We start from the raw sequence: 19,921 nt of genomic DNA on the forward strand, positions 1-19,921 counted from the left end.
AAAAATAAACACCAAATTAATTAACACAATCTTAATATTTGCGGAACATTAATAACAAGTATCATTATTTAGTGAATTATGAACCAAAGAAGAAATTTCATAAAGAAAACAGCTATCAGTGGGGCTGGCCTTGCCATGATGCCAAACCTTACTATAGGAAGTATTAATTCCAAAAAGATCCAAAAGTTGAGGGTTGGCGTAATAGGCGTTGGACTCAGGGGAACAAATCACTTGAACAACCTACTACAAAGAAGTGATGTGGTCGTAAAAGCTATTTGCGACATTGACCAAAATCGTATTGATATTGCACAGGACCATATCGTAAAAGCAGGTCAAAAGAAGGCCATCGCTTTCGGAAAGAACGATCAGGATTACAAAAACCTGTTGGCTTTGGCAGAAATCGATGCTGTGGTCATAGCCACTCCTTGGCTCTGGCATACCAAGATGGCCGTAGACTCAATGAAGGCAGGAAAGTACACAGGACTGGAAGTATCAGCTGCCAATACTTTAGAGGAATGTTGGGACTTGGTCAACACTCATGAAGAAACTGGTTCGCATCTAATGCTATTGGAAAATGTAAACTATAGACGTGATGTGCTTGCCGTATTAAATATGGTAAAACAGAATGTTTTTGGGGAATTGTTGCATTTTAGATGTGGATATCAGCATGATTTAAGAGGGGTAAAATTCAATGACGGAAAAACTGCTTATGGAAAAGGTGCAGAATTTGGGGAGAAGGGAATTTCAGAATCCGCATGGCGTACACAACATTCGTTGCTGAGAAACGCCGATGTGTATCCTACCCATGGCTTGGGGCCAATTGCAGTTATGGCCGACGTAAACCGGGGAAATAGAATGCTTACCCTTACCTCACATGCAACCAAAGGTGTTGGCTTGCACAAATATATTGTGGAAACTGGCGGGGAAGACCATCCGAATGCTAAATTAAAATTTAAGCAGGGAGATATCATTACCTCCACCATTGAAACTTCAAATGGGGAAACCATCATAGTTACCCATAATGTAAATAACCCACATCCCTATTCCTTAGGATTTAAAGTTCAGGGCGCACAAGGCCTTACGGACTTTGACTACCACACACAAAGAATCCATATTGAAGGAACTACAGAAGGACATGGTTGGGAAAATATGGATACCTGGTTGGAAAAATACGACCATCCCCTATGGAAAAAATTTGGTGACAGTGCCACAGAAGCTGGACATGGAGGGATAGACTTCTTTGTGATGAATGCCTTTGTAGAATCGGCCAAGGAAAACATTGCTCCTCCAATGGACGCTTATGATGCAGCAGCCTGGAGTGCAGTAACACCGCTTTCGGAACTATCTATAGAAAATAATGGGGAGCCACAGGATTTCCCTGATTTTACGAGAGGAAATTGGATCAAGAGAAAACCTTATAACTGGATTAAGGATACCTATTAATTTTTTCCTTTTAAGGCTTTTAATAATTTTTTGAGTTGTTTGGTTTAGTAGTTTTTCAAAACCCATTTCATGCAAATGGAATGGGTAAATCAACCAGCAATACCTCAAAAACAGAACAAAACATTTATGAGCAGAAACATTCAAACAATTTTAACACAACTTTAATTTTTCAAATTTTAACTACATCCGATTATTAATTTAAACTAGATCAATGAAAAAACTACTTACGAAAGGATTGTTCCTACTTGCACTAACCTTCTCCTACACGGTTCAAGCACAGGAACTAAATATTACGGGTATTGTTACCGACGGAAATACCGGTGTACCGATTCCAGGAGTAAATATTGTCGAGAAAAACACCTCTAATGGCGTTGCAACAGATTTTGATGGTAATTATTCCATTAATGCTGCCAACGGAAGCGTCTTGGTATTTAGCTATCTTGGTTTCTTAACTCAAGAAGTTACAGTAGGCAATCAAACAACTATAGATGTGAACCTACAAGAAGATGCCGCACAATTGAATGAAGTTGTGGTTGTAGGGTACAGCACCCAGAAAAGGGAGAGTTTAACAGGCGCTTTACAGACCGTTAAAGGAGATGAACTGAGGGACATTACTACACCTTCGGTTGAAAACATGTTAAATGGAAAAGCTCCTGGGGTTTTTGTGGCACCTGGATCAGGAAAGCCCGGTTCAAGAGGTGGTGTTGTTATTCGCGGACAGGCTACACTAAGTGGAACTACCAGCCCACTTTGGGTTATTGACGGGGTTATAGTTGGATCAGGCGCCGGTGATTTAAACCCGGACGATATCGAATCCATGACCATCCTAAAAGATGCCGCATCAACATCCATTTACGGATCTCAAGGGGCTAATGGCGTTATTGTGGTAACGACAAAGAGGGCTAAAATTGGAAAAACCACTGTAGAGTTTTCTTCTAAAATAGGTTTCAACCAGCTCAATAACGGTAATACCGAAATGATGAATGGAGCTGAGTTGTACGACACTTATGCCGCCTATGCCAATGCCGATCAAATATCGTTTCCACGTTGGAACCCCGATTTACGCAATAGCAATTTTGACTGGTGGGATGTTGCAACCAAGAGTGGGTTTACCCGTAATTATAATGTTTCTATTCAAGGGGGTAGCGAAACACTGCGGTCCTTTATGTCCGTAGGAGTATATAATGAAGAAGGTGCTATAAAAGGGTATGATTACACCCGTTACAATTTTCGTTTCAAAACTGAATATAAGCCCTTTGAATGGTTAACCGTTAAGCCTGCATTAGTAGGCTCACTACGGGACGTAGAAGACAGACAGTATTCTACAACCGCAATGTACTCTAACCTACCTTGGGATAGCCCATACGACGGAGAAGGCAACCTAGTGGGCCACCGTAGTAGCGATTGGGTAAATAGTGCCAGCACGAATTACCTATACGACCTTCAGTGGAATCATTCTTCCAATAAGAACTATGAATTTATGGGAAATCTCGATTTCGACATCGAATTGACCGACTGGTTGACCTTTTCTTCTGTCAACAACATCCGATACAATAGTTACAAAGCAAACGGATATACCGACCCTCGTTCCAACGGAGGTGAGAGCGTAGGCGGGCGTATAACGGACTACCGATCTGAGTATACACGCCAGTATACCAACCAGATTTTAAGATTCAACAAAAATTGGGACAAGCACGACCTAAACGGTTTGTTGGCCTATGAATACAACGATTACCGCAGTGAAACTTTAGATGTATACGGTACCGGATTTATTCCTGGTTTTGAAGTTTTGGATGTTGTTGCCAAACCGGAACGTACAAAAGGAGCCATTAATGAGTGGGCGGTACAGTCTGTTCTTTCTAATGTAAATTATTCGTTCGATAATAAATATATGGCCCAGGTCTCCTTCCGTAGAGATGGTGCATCCAATTTTGGTGATAATGCCAAGTATGGTAATTTCTTCTCCGTAAGTGGAGGATGGAATATAGACCGGGAAGATTGGTTTAAAGCCGAATGGGTAGATGCACTTAAACTTCGTCTAGCATATGGTTCCGTAGGAAACCGTCCTAGCGCTCTTTATCCGCAATACGATCTTTATGCAGTTTCTACAAGTGCAGGGTACAATGAAAATCCAGGTGCCTTGATTAGTCAAATAGGAAACAAAGATCTTACTTGGGAAAAAACATATACTAGTGGTGTAGGGCTAGATGCCAGACTTCTTAATAACCGCGCTAGGATTACCTTTGATTATTACGAAAAAAATACGGATAATATATTGTACCAGGTTCCGGTTACCGGTTTAACAGGTGTTACTAGTATCTGGCAGAACATAGGTGAAATGGAGAACACAGGAATTGAGCTTGCCATTGGTGGCGACATTATCCGCAATGAGACCCTTACCTGGAGCCTAGATGTGAACTTAGGGCATAATGTTAACAAGTTGACAAAGCTTTACAAGACAAAGGATGCCAGCGGAGATTATGTGGTAAGACCGATCATCATAAGCGATGGTCTTGGAATTGCAGGATCAGCTCAACGTATGTTGGAGCCTGGCCGTCCGGTAGACACCTATTACCTTAAGGAATGGGCCGGCGTAAATCCTGATAATGGATTACCTTTGTGGTACATAGTGGAAAGGGACGACGACGGAAACGAATTGTCCAGAACCACCACTTCAAACTACTCGGAAGCTACATTTGAAAAGACCGGAAAGGTGTCTCCTGATGTCTTTGGAGGTTTTTCAACGGCGATATCCTACAAGCAATTTGACCTTGGAGCAGTATTCGGATACTCCATCGGAGGTAAAATCTACAACTATTCCCGACAAGAGTACGATGCGGACGGAACTTATACGGACCGTAACCAAATGAAATTAAGACCAGAGTGGAACCGTTGGGAGCAACCAGGAGATATTGCCACACACCCAATTGCAAGGTACAACAACCAAGATAAGGGAAATTCTACTTCTACGCGTTTTCTAGAAAAAAGTGATTTTTTAAAGATGCGTTCGCTTACGTTGGGTTACAATCTTGACCTAAGCCAGTACAATATCGATAATTTACGTATTTCCTTAACCGGGGAAAACCTGTTCGTTATCACTGATTATTCCGGTGTAGACCCTGAAATTCCTATTAATGAAGATAACGGAGCCATTCTAGGATCAACAGGACCTGGTGTGTACCCAGCTACCCGTAAATTTATGCTTGGACTTAACTTGAAATTCTAAATAGAAAAAACATGAAAAAAATATTTATAACCCTATTAGCCATTACAGCACTTTCTGCTTGTGATATTGACCGCTACCCATATGGGAGCATGGACTCGGAGACTATTGTCAATGACCCGGATGCTTCCCTAGAATCATTGCTCACTGGGATGTATGCCCAGTTAAAGACCTGGTCCGATCCCATGCACCGTTGCGGTGAGTATGCAGGAGACAATATGATGATCCGTGGATCATCTACGGATGCCTTCTACGAATTTATCTCGTATGCACGTACACCCAATAACTATCGTTTGACCCAGTTTTGGGATTCGGGCTATAAGGCAATTGCACAAGCTTCCAACATTATTGGGATGATCGATGAAGGACAGAATGCAGAAATTGATAGTAAGATAGGAGAATCCTACTATGTTAGAGGTATGTTGTATTTCTACCTATGTCGGGCTTACGGCCGTCCTTATTACCAAAACCCTCAAACAAACCCGGGTGTACCTATCGTTAACGGTACTCCAGAAGACATCATTAATCTGGAGCTTCCTGATCGTGCCACGGTCAAAGAAACTTACGAGCAAGCCATCAGTGACTTAAAGAAGGCAGAAGAATTGCTCTCCGTGGACAAGGGTCCAATTTTCGCTTCCAAAGAAGCTGCTCAGGCCATGCTGTCCCGTATTTATCTTTATATGAGTGGTACCTATACAACACCGAATCCAGAATATGCACAACTTGCCGTAGACTATGCGGATAAGGTTATCAACTCAGGAAAGTACTCCTTGTTGCCTAGAGAGCAATTTATGAAGTACAATACTTTTGTACCAGAGAACAATGCGGAGACCATATTTGCCATAAAACGTGTGGCTTCTGAATATTCAGGCTATGATCACTATTATGGTGTTGGGGGCATGTATGCCAACATTGGTGGTATGGGCTGGGGAGAAATGTATGCCAGTGCCAAGTATATCGATTTGTTGGACGAAACCGGTCGCAATGACTGGCGTACGGATAGTTATAATATGGTAGATGCACGTGCTGCATTTATCGAACCTACCTACTCCACAGATGCCAACACCGGTGAATATACCGAAGTATTCCGTTTTATTAAGGAAGATGGCGATGTTTTAAACTATGTACAGGCAGAAACCACCCGCAACGGTGGCATTATAACCGCTAAAGACGGGGACGACACCTATACCCTTATTCCTGTAGACACCGATCAGGAGATCTATTCCATTCTATATAATGATGGAAAAACCTATACCGGTGTAATAGATAACTTCATTACACTAAACCGTGTCTATCCTCAATTTTACATAACAAAAGCTTCAAAAGAAGGAGAGGATACCCATTTACACTCCCCGCTCATCAGCCGATTAGGTGAAATTTACCTAAACCGTGCCGAGGCGTATGCAAAACTGAAAAATTATGATGCCGCAATCATTGATCTAAACACCATCAGAGAGCGTGCCATTGTAGGCGGAGGATACAGCTCATTGGATGCTTCCAATGCAAGTGAACGAATTGATAAAGAGCGACAACTGGAACTTGCTTATCAGGCAGAGCGAAGTTATGACGTATTCCGCAATGGAAAAGAACTTACACGCCAGTATCCAGGACCTCACAATCAATTTGAAGATATATCTGCTACTGACTTCCGTGTAGTGTACTACATTCCACAAGATGCCATTAATTCGTATCCTGGTACACTAACACAGAATCCGACACAATAATTGACGGTGTAAATCAGAGAAATAGGTGAAAGCCTATAGTATATAGACCTCAAAAAAATGGTTTGCTTTGGAAATTAAAACCTTCCAAAACAAACCATTTTTCATTATTCCCCAAGTACAAAGTGTTCCCCACCCTAATTACAAAACAGTCGGGACACGTACATTATCAATACTACTAATTATACTTAAACAAAAAAATCCCAAACATGTGGAATGCTTGGGATTTTTTTGTTAAAAGTAGTTTCTTCTTAAATCACTACGGTCTTCCCTGGAGTTGGTATATTATAGGTACCATCCGCATTGGGCTGAACTGGTGCCGGCGAATCCCAAGTTAAGTTATCCGGTGCAAGATCAATATTGGAAGTCATTGCCTCTTCCCATTTAATTACTTGGCCGGAATAGGTAGCCATTCTACCAACAATGGCGCTCATAGTACTCATAGCACCATTCTCGGCATCTGTAATAACTCCCTTGTTTCTGATAGATTCGAAAAGTTTAATATGCTCCACCTGGTATGGGTTTGGATCATCTTTACCACGATGTGTAAATATTTCCCCTCCATCGTAATTCTTGATAAAGGTATTATCCCCGTAAGTTTCAATAGTCCCTTTGGTACCTTGAAAAGTTTCTGCTACTCTACTCATGGTCTCCGGCATATGACGACATTGACTGGCGATTACTGCACCACTTGGGTAGGTGTATTCTACAAAATGATGATCAAAAATTTCACCATGGTCCTTTCCTGTTCTTACTTGTCTCCCACCAAACCCTTGAGCTGAAATAGGATATTCTCCAATAAACCAGTTGGCCACATCAATGTTATGGATATGCTGTTCCAAAATATGGTCGCCACACAACCAGTTAAAATAGTACCAATTGCGCATCTGGTATTCCAATTCCGATTGTCCAGGTTGTCTTTCTCTAACCCATACTCCCCCACTGTTCCAGTATACCTGGCCAGATACTATTTTTCCGATTTTGTTATCCTTTATTTGTCGCAACCCAGCCAAATAGTTGTCCTGATAATGTCTTTGAAGACCTACAACAACATTTAATTTTTTATCCTTAGCTACTTGTGCTGCAGCCAATACCTTCCTTACTCCAGGGATATCTGTAGCAACTGGCTTTTCCATGAATACATGCTTTCCTGCATTTACCGCATATTCAAAATGCTGTGGTCTAAATCCCGGAGGAGTGGCCAAGATAACCACGTCTGCCATATCTATTGCTTTTTCAGCCCCATCAAAACCAACAAACTGATTTTTCTTGTCTACGTTGACCTTTTTAGTCCCAGCAAATTCCTTTTGCAAGTTCATTAAGCTACCCTGCAACCGATCTTCAAAAGCATCGGCCATAGCCACCAATTCCACGTTGGGATCTGCATGCAAGGCCTGTTGTGCCGCACCTGTACCACGACCACCACAACCAATTAGGGCAATCTTCAATTTCTTATCGTTGGCTACATTTACCATGGCATTCATCTGCATGGTAGGCAAAATCAATGCCCCTGATACCAAGGCACTGCTCTTAACAAAATCTCTTCTACTATTTTTAGTATTGGTCATGACTTTCTTAATTAGTTTAGTTTTTAGAGTTTAAAATTAAATGTGATATGACTTGTTCCAAAAATTTGAGGACAAGTACGGGTGGTCAAGATAGAGATTAATTTGGAAACGTACAATGTACAGTTTTACAGAATGGCATCGATTATGTTAAATATTCCTTTTTTTACCAAAATAGCTTTTAAAAAATTGATTTACCTCAAAAAAAAGCCGCCTTACATTCTATCCCTCAAAACGATGGCATCCTATAATTTTGATTTACTTTCGGTTTCATCCGGCATAAATTTCCGATGTTTCTCCATCATCATATTCTGAAGGGAGTCCATTTGTTGGAATAATTGTCGCATATCCGAAAAATTATTGGCTCGCTGCCTTTCAAAAAAATCATCAAAAAATTGGTTCCCGATCATCAGGGAATCCTTTTCAAAAAACCGACCTAAATCATGGTCTTCAAAAAAGGATGATAAATTGCCTTGGAAAAAAAACTTCATTGAATTCATAATACTATCCAGATTCATCTCCTTGCGCAAGTTGCCAAGATTGTCATAGGAGTAGGAATATATCGAATCATACCCTATAACGTTCCCCTCCTCATCATATTTTTCATCAACCTTCCAACTTATTTTCGGTTTATGAACGGAAAGACTATCCGTATTTTTTTCAATCAAATCATCTTTGGCCTTACTTTGGTCGTTCTGTGCCTGGCATCCAGCCACCATAAAGCCCAACAAAAGTGCAAACACAAATTTTTTCATCTTAAAAATTTTTAATTAAACTTCCTTTATTTATTGGTAATAAGCCACAAAAAAAATGCCATCAAAGTTGTTAATTAAACCGCTGTCAGGTTAAAAATGTGTTAAACATATATTATCTTTAATTGTCAGATAAGGGTGCCATCATACAGAATCATATATTGTTGGGCAGCCCTAAACTTTTTATACGGCAATAACTAAATGACTAAAAATAAAATAACAAAGGAACAAAAGCGATTGGACGATTCCCGATCCAAAGTAAAGGATTGGCATAAATGGGGGCCCTATTTAAGTGAGCGGCAATGGGGGACGGTTAGGGAAGATTACAGTCCGGATGGAGATGCCTGGAACTACTTTTCCCATGAAGATGCACGAAGCAGAGCCTATAGATGGGGAGAAGATGGGATTGCTGGTATATCCGACCGATATTGTAATCTTTGCTTTGGAATAGCCCTATGGAACGGTAAGGATCCTATTCTGAAGGAGCGACTTTTTGGCTTAACAGGGCCTCAAGGGAATCACGGGGAAGATGTTAAGGAATTGTATTACTATTTGGAGAATACTCCTACCCATTCCTACATGAAACATCTGTACAAATATCCGCAGAACGAATTTCCCTATATTGAATTGGTAGAAGAAAACAGGAGACGTGGAAAAAACGAATTGGAGTACGAGCTCTTGGATACTGGTATTCTAGACAACAATGAATATTTTGATGTGGTTACGGAATACGCCAAGGCGGACAACGAAGACATTCTCATAAGAATATCTATTAGCAATAGGAGTTCCAAACCAGCTCCCATTCATGTTCTACCCACGCTTTGGACCAGGAACTTATGGAGTTTTGTAGGGATGCCAAAAAAACCACTTATTAAAAAACAAACCCATAAAGGCCAAACCTTTGTCTCTATAGACCATATTTATGTAGGCAACTATAACCTTTATTTTGAAGAGTCGACCCGACTGTTGTTTACCGAGAACGAGACCAATATGGAGAAGGTCTATGCACAGCCCAATGATCACCCCTATAAAAAAGATCTCTTTCACAATTCTGTGGTGAACGATGATTATTCCATAATTTCCAAAAATAATCAGGGCACCAAATTCGCACCCTTGTACGAGATGAACCTTAAGGGCGGGGAAACAAAAACAATTAAATTGAGGTTGACCGCCTCCTCATTGGAAGCCCCGTTCGATCAGGGTTACGAAACTGCTTTTACTAAAAGAATCCAAGAATCCCAAGAATTTCTGGATGCTACTTTTAAATCGGTATCCAAAGAAGCCAAAGAAATACAGAAACAGGCTATTGCCGGTCTTTTATGGTCCAAGCAATATTACAATTATGAAGTTGAAAGGTGGCTGAACGGAGACCATAAAGAAATGCCGCCCCCAAAAGAGCGTTTTAACGGAAGAAACAAAGAATGGAAGACATTAAGGAACCATGATATCCTTGCTATGCCGGACAATTGGGAATATCCTTGGTTCGCAGCCTGGGACACCGCATTCCATTGTGTTAGCCTAGCTTTGGTTGATTCCAGTTTCGCCAAGGACCAACTGTTGCTATTTACCAAAGAATGGTATATGGCACCGAACGGACAGATTCCGGCATATGAGTGGAATTTTAGCGATGTTAATCCACCTGTCCAAGCCTGGGCCTCCCTACAGGTTTTTCAAATGGAAAAAAAGAGGACCGGCAAAGGAGATCTTATCTTTTTAAAACGAATGTTTAACAAATTGGCCCTAAATTTTACCTGGTGGGTAAACAGGGAAGATAGTCTTGAAAACAATGTTTTTGAAGGAGGATTTCTAGGCCTGGATAATATTGGTGTCTTTGATCGTAGTAAGGATATACCAGGAGGCGGGGTCTTGGAGCAGGTAGATGGAACGTCATGGATGGCCTTATACTGCCTAAATATGTTGGAGATGGCCCTTGAAATAGCATTGGAAGACGTATCTTTTGAGGATATGACCATGAAGTATTTTGGCCATTTTGTCTTTATCGCAGAAGCTTTGAATAATATAAGTCAGGAGTATAACGGATCATGGGATGAAAGCCAAGGTTTTTTCTATGACAAATTGATATTCCCTAATGGGGAATCCATGCCCATTAAAGTGCGTTCCATTTCCGGATTGTTATCGCTTACAGCTGTATTGAACATTAAAAAGGAATATCTGGACAAACTTCCAAGATTTAGAAGAAGTATGGAATGGTTCCGTAGACACCGGATAGAGAACGCTAAATATCAGGTGATGGAGGAATATTCGCATGACCAGGATGTATTATTGTCCTTGGTACCAAAGGATCGCTTGGAGAAACTGATCGGAAGCATTTTGGATGAAAAGGAATTTCTTTCCGAATATGGCATCAGGTCCTTATCCAAGGTACATGAAAATCCTTATACCATCGCCATAGATGGTACCACTTATGGGATAAATTATGAACCTGCAGAATCCAGTACCGGGCTTTTTGGAGGAAACTCTAACTGGCGAGGGCCTATTTGGATGCCGATGAACTATTTATTTATTAATTCCTTAAGGGAATATCACAGTTATTTTGGGAACAAGTTAATATTCACCTACCCAACCGGAAACGGCAAAACAATGAATTTAAAGGATATTACTGATGAAATTGGCAAGAGATTGATAAAACTTTTCGAAAAGGATGCGGACGGCAATAGGCCTATTCACCTTTTGCACAAAGAGAAATACCAAGACCCCCATTTTAAGGACCTTATCCTGTTCTATGAGTATTTTCATGGAGATAGTGGTAGAGGTGTTGGGGCGTCACATCAAACCGGATGGACCGCTTTGGTGGCAAATTTAATGGAAGAAATATAATTGTAATTTGGAAGATTTTTTTAATAAGGAATGGTTGGTTACGAACGGATTGGGCGGTTATGCCTCTGGTGCTGTCAACGGTGCCAATACTAGGCAGTACCACGGCCTTTTAGTGGCTGCCCTTGAACCACCTACCGATAGAATGGTGGTAGTTGCCAAAATAGAAGAACGGGTCCTTTTAGATGGCCAATATCATAATCTATCCTCCAATCAATATCCAAAAGTGGTTTTTCCCGAGAGCGGGCACTATTTAAAGAGTTTTGATGTAAACCCTACTCCTTCATGGCAGTTTGCTGGAAATAATTGGGATTTGTATAAAAATATAAAAATGATTCCTGGGTCCAATACCACGGTGGTGACCTATACAAACAATGGCATAGCACCATTGGTTTTGGAGTTACATCCTCTCTACGCTTACAATGACTTTCATACTACCTTTCACGAAGCTTCAAGTTATAATTTTTTTACAGAATTCAATGAGGGACATTTAAAAACATTCCCAAAATACGGAAGTCAGCCCGTTTTTACTGGCTGGACATCGGGACAGTTTTTTGAAGACCGTTCTTGGTTTAAAAATATTATTCTTCCAAAGGGTAAATCCCGAGGCTTAGGGTCTCTTTGCGACTATTACCGAATTGGATATCTTGTGCATGAGTTGCAACCGGGGGAAGATCTTACCTTGTACTTCACAGTTGAAGATGACATCATAAAAAATGGTCTAAAAAATCTTCCAGCCCTTGGCAACGAAAAACAAAAATCCCGCAATAAGAAGCTTCAAACTGGGTTTTTCAAAGACCTTATGGCATCAGGAGAGCAATTTTTGGTGCAAAGAAAATCTACCAATAGTATGTCTATTATTGCAGGCTATCACTGGTTTACGGATTGGGGAAGGGATACTATGATCGCAATGCGCGGATTGACCATAGCTACTGGTAACCAAGCGCTATCAAATTCTATATTGAATACCTTTTTCAAAAGTGTTGATCAAGGCATGATACCGGATCGCTTTCCAGATAACGCCAAAGACCCTGTTCACTATAATACTATTGACGCAACCTTATGGCTTTTTGTAGCGAGCTATGATTACCATCAAAAATTCAAGGATCTTCAATTTTTAAAAAGTCATATTTCAATATTGAAGGATATATTGGACCAACATATTTCCGGGGCACGTTACAATATTCACATTACCGAAGAAGGATTTATTTATGGTGGGGAGCCCAATGTTCAGCTTACATGGATGGACGCCATCGTAGGTGGAAAGGTAATTACCCCAAGAATTGGCTGTCCGGTAGAGATCAATGCCCTTTGGTACAATGCCCTTAAAATTTACGAAAATTTCTGTAGTGTTCTTAAAGTGGAAATTGATGCCTGCTATTTGAGTTTAGTAACTAGGTTTGAAACCAATTTTACTAAATATTTCACTAATCCGCAAGGAACCTTATACGATGTAATCGTACCTGGGATTTCGCAGGACAACACCTTCCGTCCCAATCAAATTTATTGCCTTAGCCTACCCTTCACCGTTTTTAATATTGACCAACAAAAGTCCATTTTCGAAGCTGTGAAACATAGACTTTATACCCCATTTGGACTTCGCACTTTAGATCAGGACAATCCGGATTATAAGCCGAATTATGAAGGAAATCAATGGTCTCGTGACCATGCTTATCATCAGGGAACCGTATGGCCGTTTTTACTATATGAATATTTTCAGTCCTTTTTCAACATATACGGAACTACCTTGGAGAATAAAAAAAAGGTCCTGTCTGAATTGGAACCATTAAAAGAGCATTTCTATTTCTACAATGGCATTCATTGCATTTCCGAAGTCTTTAACGGGGATGATCCCAAGGAAGGAAAAGGATGCATCCATCAGGCCTGGTCCGTTGCCGCCATTATTAAACTATATGTAGATTATGGCTTGGACAAAATTGAAAATAAAAGTGAAAGTGAAGTATCGGTTAAATTGGGGTAAACCTTAAATCAAGGAATAAATTCATTTGCTCCCCACCCTGTTAGCCTTTAAAATCAAGTTAAATCTTAAATGGCATGCCACCCCTCGTAATATGGTTGAGCTAAAATAAAAAGCCAACATAGTGCTTGGCGTTAGTTGGGTAAAATGGGCGATTTTGAGATATTTTGTAAAATCTCACCTATGAGTAAAGATATTTTGTATTTTTTGAGAACCAATTAACAACCGATCAAATTAATCCAATTACAATGGAAACCAAGATTTTTAACATCAATAGAAGACACTTTATAAAGGGCGCTGCGGCGTCCTTGGCACTTTCCTCCTTTGGATCCTATGGTATGGAACTTCTTTATCGGGATAAGCCGCTACGTGTTGGACTGATCGGTACTGGCTGGTATGGAAAAAGTGACCTTTTTAGGCTTATGCAAGTGACCAAGGTAAACGTTGTCTCCATTTGCGATGTGGACGAGCGTTTGCTTAAGGAGGCAGCAAACCTGATACAACTTAGGCAACCTTCAGGAAAAGCTCCCAGAACCTATAGGGATTATAGAAAAATGTTGGCTGAAAAGGATCTGGATATTGTGCTTATTGGCACCCCTGATCATTGGCATGCACTACAGGCCATAGAGGCTTTAAAATCGGGCGCCCATGTTTATGTGCAAAAACCAATAAGTGTGGATGTCCTTGAGGGCGAAGCTATGGTCGCTGCCGCCAGAAAATACAATAGGGTTGTTCAGGTGGGAACCCAGCGCAAAAGTACTCCCCACCTTATTGATGCCAAAAAAAATATAATTGACGCAGGCCTGTTGGGAAAAATTTCCCATGTGGAAATGTGCTGTTACTACCATATGAGGGCCAATGGCAATCCTCCCTTAGAAAAGGTTCCTGATTTTTTGGATTATGAAATGTGGACCGGACCTGCACCATTACGTCCTTATGATGGAATTCCCCACAGGCGTTGGTGGCGAGCCTTTATGGAATACGGCAATGGAATTATGGGCGATATGTGCGTACACATGCTGGATACCGTTAGGTGGATGCTAGAGCTGGATTGGCCCAAAAGGATTAGTTCTACCGGAGGAATCTATGTCCAAAAAGACAGTAAATCCAATATAGCCGATACCCAAACCGCAATTTTTGAATATGAGGAACTCAACTGCGTATGGCAGCATAGAAGCTGGGGAACCCCTGCAGACCCAGATTACCCTTGGTCCTTTAAACTTTATGGAGAGAAAGGAACATTGTCCGGCAGCACTATGAGATATGATTTTGTTCCGCATGGGGAAGGTGAAAAGATTCATATGGACGTTATTTATGAAAAAGAAAAATTTCCAGAGGACCTTACCGAAAAAGATATAGAATTGAACGCGGCACCGGCCACCAGATTACATATGTTGGATTTCCTAGCTGCCATTGATAAAGGAACTTTACCTATAGCCGATATTCGGGAGGGTCATGTATCCACTGCCAGTTGTATTTTGGCCAATATGGCCATGGCTACAGGAAGGCCATTGATCTATGACCCTAAAAATATTGTAGTGGTTAATGATGCGGAAGCCACGGCACTATTGCAAAGAGACTATCGTGCCCCATGGAAACATCCACATCCCAACGATTTTAAATAAACCTTTAGCTGTCCTTATTAGGTTTAGAAAAAGAATAATTAATCCAAAATCCGCCCATCCTCCATCTGGATGATGCGATCGGTACGTTTTGCAAAATCCTCGTCATGTGTCACTACCAAAAGGGAGAGACCTTCCTCTTCTTTTAGCCGTTTAAATATACTGAAGACGTTTTCTGAGTTATGGCTGTCCAAATTTCCAGTGGGTTCATCTCCCATAAGTATGGAAGGATTGTTTATCAATGCCCGGGCAATGGCTACCCGTTGTTTTTCCCCGCCAGAGATTCGGGAAGCGCGTTGCTTTGCCAATTTTTCTATATCCAGCATTTTTAATTTTTCCATGGCATCATGTTCTATTTCGGCCAGAGACTTCTCTGCCAATTTTTTGGCAGGTAGCATTACATTTTCAAGGACACTGAATTCGGACAACAAATAATGGAACTGGAATACGAAGCCAATATGCTTATTGCGAATTCTGGAAAGTTCTTGATGCTTCTGTCCTGTAATTAATTTATTGTTTAGATATAGTTCACCGGTATAGTCTGTATCCATTGTAGAAAGAATATACAAGAGGGTAGATTTCCCTGAACCGGATTTCCCCATGATCGAAGCAAACTCCCCTTTCTTTATTTCAAAGGAAATATCCTTAAGCACATGAAATTTCACAGGCTTTTCAAAGAATTTATTGATTTTATTGGTTTTTAAAACGAGCTCCATTATGATTACTTATGTTCCCCTGATAATTCGCACCGGGTCTATGCGTTTTGCCTTGTTGGAAGGCAACCAACCAGCGATAAAGGTAGATATTAGGGCAAAAGAAATACCGATGACATAATACCATATATTGTAATTTATGGGATATGTGGTAATGGTTGGTAACGCCTCGGTTTCAAAGGCCACATTATCTATTAGTTTGGAAAGTACAAATCCAACTACCAATCCAAGAATACCGCCTACGGTTCCTATGATCATGGCCTGACTCATAAAAATCAGCTGTACATCGGTACCCGAAAATCCGGTAGCCTTTAGAATGGCGATGTCCTTCATTTTCTCGTATATGAGCATATTAAGGATATTATAGATTCCAAAGCCCGCTACAATCAATAAGGTTATGGAAACGGCATAGGTAATTAAGTTCCGGATATTAGATCCCGTTTCAAATTGGGCGTTGGCCTCGTTTACGCTGGTCGCCTTAACTTGAAACTGCTTTTCCAGGCTTTTTGCCATGGCCGTGGCAGCGCCAATATCGTTCAATTTTACATTAATATCCGTTACGTAATTCTTGGGCTCTCCCAAAATACGCTGCACCGTTTTTAGATTGGCATAACTCTGAATATTATCTATTTCCGCAATGCCACTTTGATATATCCCCACGATCTTTAGCGGAAACACATCACCCCTTATTGTACTAATCTGTACCCGATCCCCTTCTTTGAGCGACATTTTTTTGGCAAGACCAGCTCCTAAAAGAATTCCATTTTCGCTATTTTTTAAATCTTCGGGCGTACCCTGTATAATATAGTCGCCAATATTGGAAATTCGCGCTTCCTCCATTATGTCCACACCAAGTAGATTGCCCCCCAGTTCTATGGATCCGGAGAGATAGAAAATCTGCGCCCTTAGTTGGGGTGTGGCACCATATACATTTTTGTCCTTCTTCAAATAGTTCAGTATGGGTAGTCCATTGTGAATCTTCTTTTGACTTTGTTTGGGCTTTACGGAACTCACTACATTAAAGGCATCCTCAAATTCTTGGTACAGGGCAATAGGTTGCTTTTCCGAAGGCTCAATTTCATTGTAGATATGGATGTGCGGGGTTTGATTTAAAATAAGACTGTCCAGCATTTCATTAAGTCCGGTCATAAAACTCACCAAGGTAATATAGGCCCCAATACCAAAGGTAACTCCCAAAGAGGCCGTGACCGTAGATTTCATCTTGGTCAGCAAATGGGTTTTGGCAATGTTCAATATTACTTTCCAATTGATCATTCCTCGGGTTTTAGGATTTCTGTGCTCTCACCAATGCCATCCAGGATTTCGACACTATCCATATTTCTCAGTCCAATGACAACTTCTACCAAACCATCATGGGTCATCACTTTATTCCCGTCTATTAAAAATTCCTTGGGAATGGTCAGTGCACTCTCTTTTTGTCTAATAATAATATTCCCCTCCCCTGCCAAGCCAGGGTAAAGTGCTTTTGGAGGGTCGTCAAAAGTGGCTTCTGCCATAAACGTCTGGGAACGCTCGTCCTTTTTAGGATAAATCTTGCTTATTTTAGCATCAAAAACCTCATCTCCATAGGCGTCTAAAGTAATAAGGGCTTTTTGTCCCAAATTTAATTTTACAATATCGACCTCATCTATCAACAATTCAATAACAAAATCAGAACCACTACCTACAGCTGCCAAAGGTTCCATGGTACTGACGATTTCACCTGGATTTTTATAAAGGGCATAAACTTTTCCGTTTATCTTGCTTTTTAAGGTAAAATCTTGGGTAGAAATCTTGGAGGTAGAGTAATTGTTCAAAGCTTGTTTAAGCTGTGTAGAGAGTTCATTCCTGGTTTGCACGTACTTATTTTTAAGCTGCTTTAAATTATTTCCAGAAATTTCATACGCAAGTTTACGGTTTTCGAACTGCACTTTAGACCCAATATTCTGATCCCATAACCTCTTTTGCCTAAAATAATTCATGGAATCGTTTTTAAAGGACAAGGTTGCCGATTGGATCTCATCTTCCAAGGAACTCAATACTGCCGAGCTTCCATTATAATTTGCCTTCGCCAATTCCAATGCCAAACGAGCATTATCCGAATTGAGTTTCGGAGTGTTATTAACAATCTGAACAATTGGAGTTCCCTTCATTACCTTATCGCCTTCCTCCAACAAATTAAGGTCTAAAATACCACCTACGGGGGCATAGGCCTGATAAAGACTATCTGGTTGTACGGTTACCGAGGCATAGACCGATTCCGTTAGATGTTTTTTAGTAGGGAATATCGTTTCTTGTTGGCTTCCACAGGATATGAAAAGAAAAAGAAAATTTATCCAGAAAAATTGCCTCATTGCTATATAGTTAGGATGGTCCAAAATAAAGGGAATTTAACCTTGGAGAATATGAGAAAAGTCATATATGTGTTAATTCTAGGGGTATTCCCAATTAATTCTTGTAAATTCTATCAAGAAAGTACTTGATAATAGTATTGGATGTATTACAGTTTCTAGACTTCTTTACCCTAATCCCTATTCCGCAACCACGATTACTAGCAATTTATTGTTGCCGCATACCATTGGCTAGATTTAAACAGAAGGTACAACTTAACCCAAAGAAAAAGGACATCACAAAAACGGGAATCTCAGACCCACCGTCTTGAAAATGTCCATTAACTTAAATTGGAAATAAAATCATTTACCTTGATTCCCATTAAATATAAGGTCTGGGCAATGTTCTTACCTCTTATAGAAATTCCCCTTTTTCATCCAATTTTACCCTTAACATTTTATCCCCGTTCTCCAATTTAACCTTGTAGGTTTTCTTAGCACCTTTGGCATCGGTGTAGGAGACCAAATATATATCTTTCGTAATGGTCCATTCAGGAAAACGATCTGCTATGGAATTCCTTACAGAGGATGGCAGATTTATATCCTTGAACTTTTCAGCAGTCCGCAGTAACTTCCCATCCTTGTCGTAAGCGGCAAGTATTTTACCTTCTGGAATAAAGAAAGTAATATTATAAAGATCATAATCATCTTGATAGTATTCAGAACTCTTAATATCATAGGTTGCCACCTTTTGCTGTAATAGCTTCACAGGTATCGAGGCCACCTCTTCGGTGTTTACATTGTTCAGATACTTGTAGTTCGTAGCATAAACGGTTACCTCCGATAGCTCTACCGTAGGAATAATTTGAGAATAGGCTTGGGTGGTTAATCCAAAAGCTAATAAACCAAATAGAATTTTTTTCATGATCAATAAATTTAAATTAATAATTAGTGTTCACATGAACGTACAACTGCTGTTCATGGGGCGGAAATTACCCCACTTTAATAGCTACTACAATGACTTAAGTCATTCTGCGTCCATTACATAAGAAAACACCTACATAAAGGGACGATAACTGACCAATATCATATTTTACCCAAATAGAAGGAACTAGATTTGAACTTATCAAGCTTGGATCGGAATATTTTTTGGAAAATTCCCTTTCAACAAATAGTAAGGCAGTTTATTGATTACTTATAAAGGATTATGACAAATTTAACCACTAGCGAAAGTATTCGTTTACTTAAGGATAATTATACCGGTCACTTGGGATACATATGCCAAAATCAACCATATGTTCTTCCTATTACCTATTATTATGACAAGGAAAATCACTCATTAATAAGTTATTCCGCGGATGGCCATAAGATAGAATCCATGCGAAAAAACAATGCGGTTTCCCTATTAGTGGAGGAAATAAAATCAACAAACAATTGGCAATCCGTTATGGCCCATGGAACCTATGAAGAACTTAAGGGTATCGATGCCAAGTTTAAATTACATCAATTTACGGAGGGCGTCAAAAGCCTTATCCTTGCCAAGGAGCATAGAGAAACGGAATTTATAAGTGAATTTTCCAGCAAATTGTACTCTCGGGGAATTCCAACCGTATACCGTATTAAAATATTGGATATTACTGGAAAAAGAAAAGAGACCTAGGATTCATAAGCCAAAGGTAAGTTCCCCCTTTTTTTTCCAGCTATTTGTAACTAGCTGTACATCCCTGTATAAGTAATTT

The 19,921-nt window shown here is 40.2% G+C and carries 13 protein-coding genes; 7 read left to right on the plus strand and 6 right to left on the minus strand.

Annotated elements, in window-relative coordinates; genetic code table 11:
• Window positions 1-78: 78 nt before the first annotated feature.
• From MWU78_RS13180 to MWU78_RS13190, 3 genes are all read left to right on the plus strand, one after another.
• Window positions 79-1,443, plus strand: coding sequence for a Gfo/Idh/MocA family oxidoreductase (locus MWU78_RS13180; protein WP_246998462.1), 1,365 nt, complete (start codon window positions 79-81; stop codon window positions 1,441-1,443).
• A 211-nt stretch (window positions 1,444-1,654) separates the two neighbouring features.
• Window positions 1,655-4,669 carry a TonB-dependent receptor gene (locus MWU78_RS13185; protein WP_246998464.1) on the plus strand — a complete coding sequence of 1,005 codons (3,015 nt, stop codon included), beginning with the start codon at window positions 1,655-1,657 and terminating at the stop codon, window positions 4,667-4,669.
• A gap of 11 nt (window positions 4,670-4,680) precedes the next feature.
• On the plus strand, window positions 4,681-6,390 hold the full coding sequence (locus MWU78_RS13190; protein WP_246998466.1) for a RagB/SusD family nutrient uptake outer membrane protein: 1,710 nt from the start codon (window positions 4,681-4,683) through the stop codon (window positions 6,388-6,390).
• Between the two features lie 248 nt (window positions 6,391-6,638).
• On the opposite strand, the gene MWU78_RS13195 is transcribed toward MWU78_RS13190, so the two are convergent.
• Window positions 6,639-7,955 (minus strand): Gfo/Idh/MocA family oxidoreductase, encoded by a 1,317-nt coding sequence (locus MWU78_RS13195; protein ID WP_246998467.1) that lies wholly within the window; start codon window positions 7,953-7,955, stop codon window positions 6,639-6,641.
• 242 nt (window positions 7,956-8,197) lie between these two features.
• Window positions 8,198-8,707 (minus strand): hypothetical protein, encoded by a 510-nt coding sequence (locus tag MWU78_RS13200; RefSeq protein WP_246998468.1) that lies wholly within the window; start codon window positions 8,705-8,707, stop codon window positions 8,198-8,200.
• Window positions 8,708-8,905: 198 nt separating this feature from the next.
• Between MWU78_RS13200 and MWU78_RS13205 the strand changes: the two genes are divergently transcribed.
• From MWU78_RS13205 to MWU78_RS13215, 3 genes are all read left to right on the plus strand, one after another.
• Complete coding sequence (locus tag MWU78_RS13205; RefSeq protein ID WP_246998469.1) at window positions 8,906-11,542, plus strand: glucosidase; 2,637 nt, start codon at window positions 8,906-8,908, stop codon at window positions 11,540-11,542.
• Window positions 11,543-11,549: 7 nt separating this feature from the next.
• Window positions 11,550-13,520 carry an amylo-alpha-1,6-glucosidase gene (locus MWU78_RS13210; protein ID WP_246998470.1) on the plus strand — a complete coding sequence of 657 codons (1,971 nt, stop codon included), beginning with the start codon at window positions 11,550-11,552 and terminating at the stop codon, window positions 13,518-13,520.
• A 245-nt stretch (window positions 13,521-13,765) separates the two neighbouring features.
• The gene (locus MWU78_RS13215; RefSeq protein ID WP_246998471.1) at window positions 13,766-15,142 is read left to right on the plus strand and encodes a Gfo/Idh/MocA family oxidoreductase; all 1,377 of its coding nucleotides are present in this window, start codon (window positions 13,766-13,768) and stop codon (window positions 15,140-15,142) included.
• Window positions 15,143-15,180: 38 nt separating this feature from the next.
• Here MWU78_RS13215 and MWU78_RS13220 read toward each other — a convergent pair whose 3' ends face one another.
• From MWU78_RS13220 to MWU78_RS13235, 4 genes are all read right to left on the minus strand, one after another.
• Window positions 15,181-15,855 carry an ABC transporter ATP-binding protein gene (locus MWU78_RS13220; protein WP_246998473.1) on the minus strand — a complete coding sequence of 225 codons (675 nt, stop codon included), beginning with the start codon at window positions 15,853-15,855 and terminating at the stop codon, window positions 15,181-15,183.
• Between the two features lie 9 nt (window positions 15,856-15,864).
• A complete protein-coding gene (locus MWU78_RS13225) occupies window positions 15,865-17,127 on the minus strand; it encodes an ABC transporter permease (protein ID WP_246998475.1) in 1,263 nt (420 codons plus the stop codon).
• Complete coding sequence (locus tag MWU78_RS13230; RefSeq protein WP_246998477.1) at window positions 17,124-18,206, minus strand: efflux RND transporter periplasmic adaptor subunit; 1,083 nt, start codon at window positions 18,204-18,206, stop codon at window positions 17,124-17,126. Before MWU78_RS13230 ends, MWU78_RS13225 begins: the two co-directional genes overlap by 4 nt.
• A gap of 391 nt (window positions 18,207-18,597) precedes the next feature.
• Window positions 18,598-19,107, minus strand: a complete 510-nt coding sequence (locus MWU78_RS13235) for a nicotinate-nucleotide adenylyltransferase (protein ID WP_246998479.1) — start codon at window positions 19,105-19,107, stop codon at window positions 18,598-18,600.
• 282 nt (window positions 19,108-19,389) lie between these two features.
• On the opposite strand from MWU78_RS13235, the gene MWU78_RS13240 reads away from it, so the two are divergent.
• Window positions 19,390-19,842 (plus strand): pyridoxamine 5'-phosphate oxidase family protein, encoded by a 453-nt coding sequence (locus MWU78_RS13240; RefSeq protein ID WP_246998481.1) that lies wholly within the window; start codon window positions 19,390-19,392, stop codon window positions 19,840-19,842.
• Window positions 19,843-19,921: the final 79 nt, after the last annotated feature.

The organism is Arenibacter sp. F26102 (assembly GCF_023015865.1).
GTDB lineage: Bacteria > Bacteroidota > Bacteroidia > Flavobacteriales > Flavobacteriaceae > Arenibacter.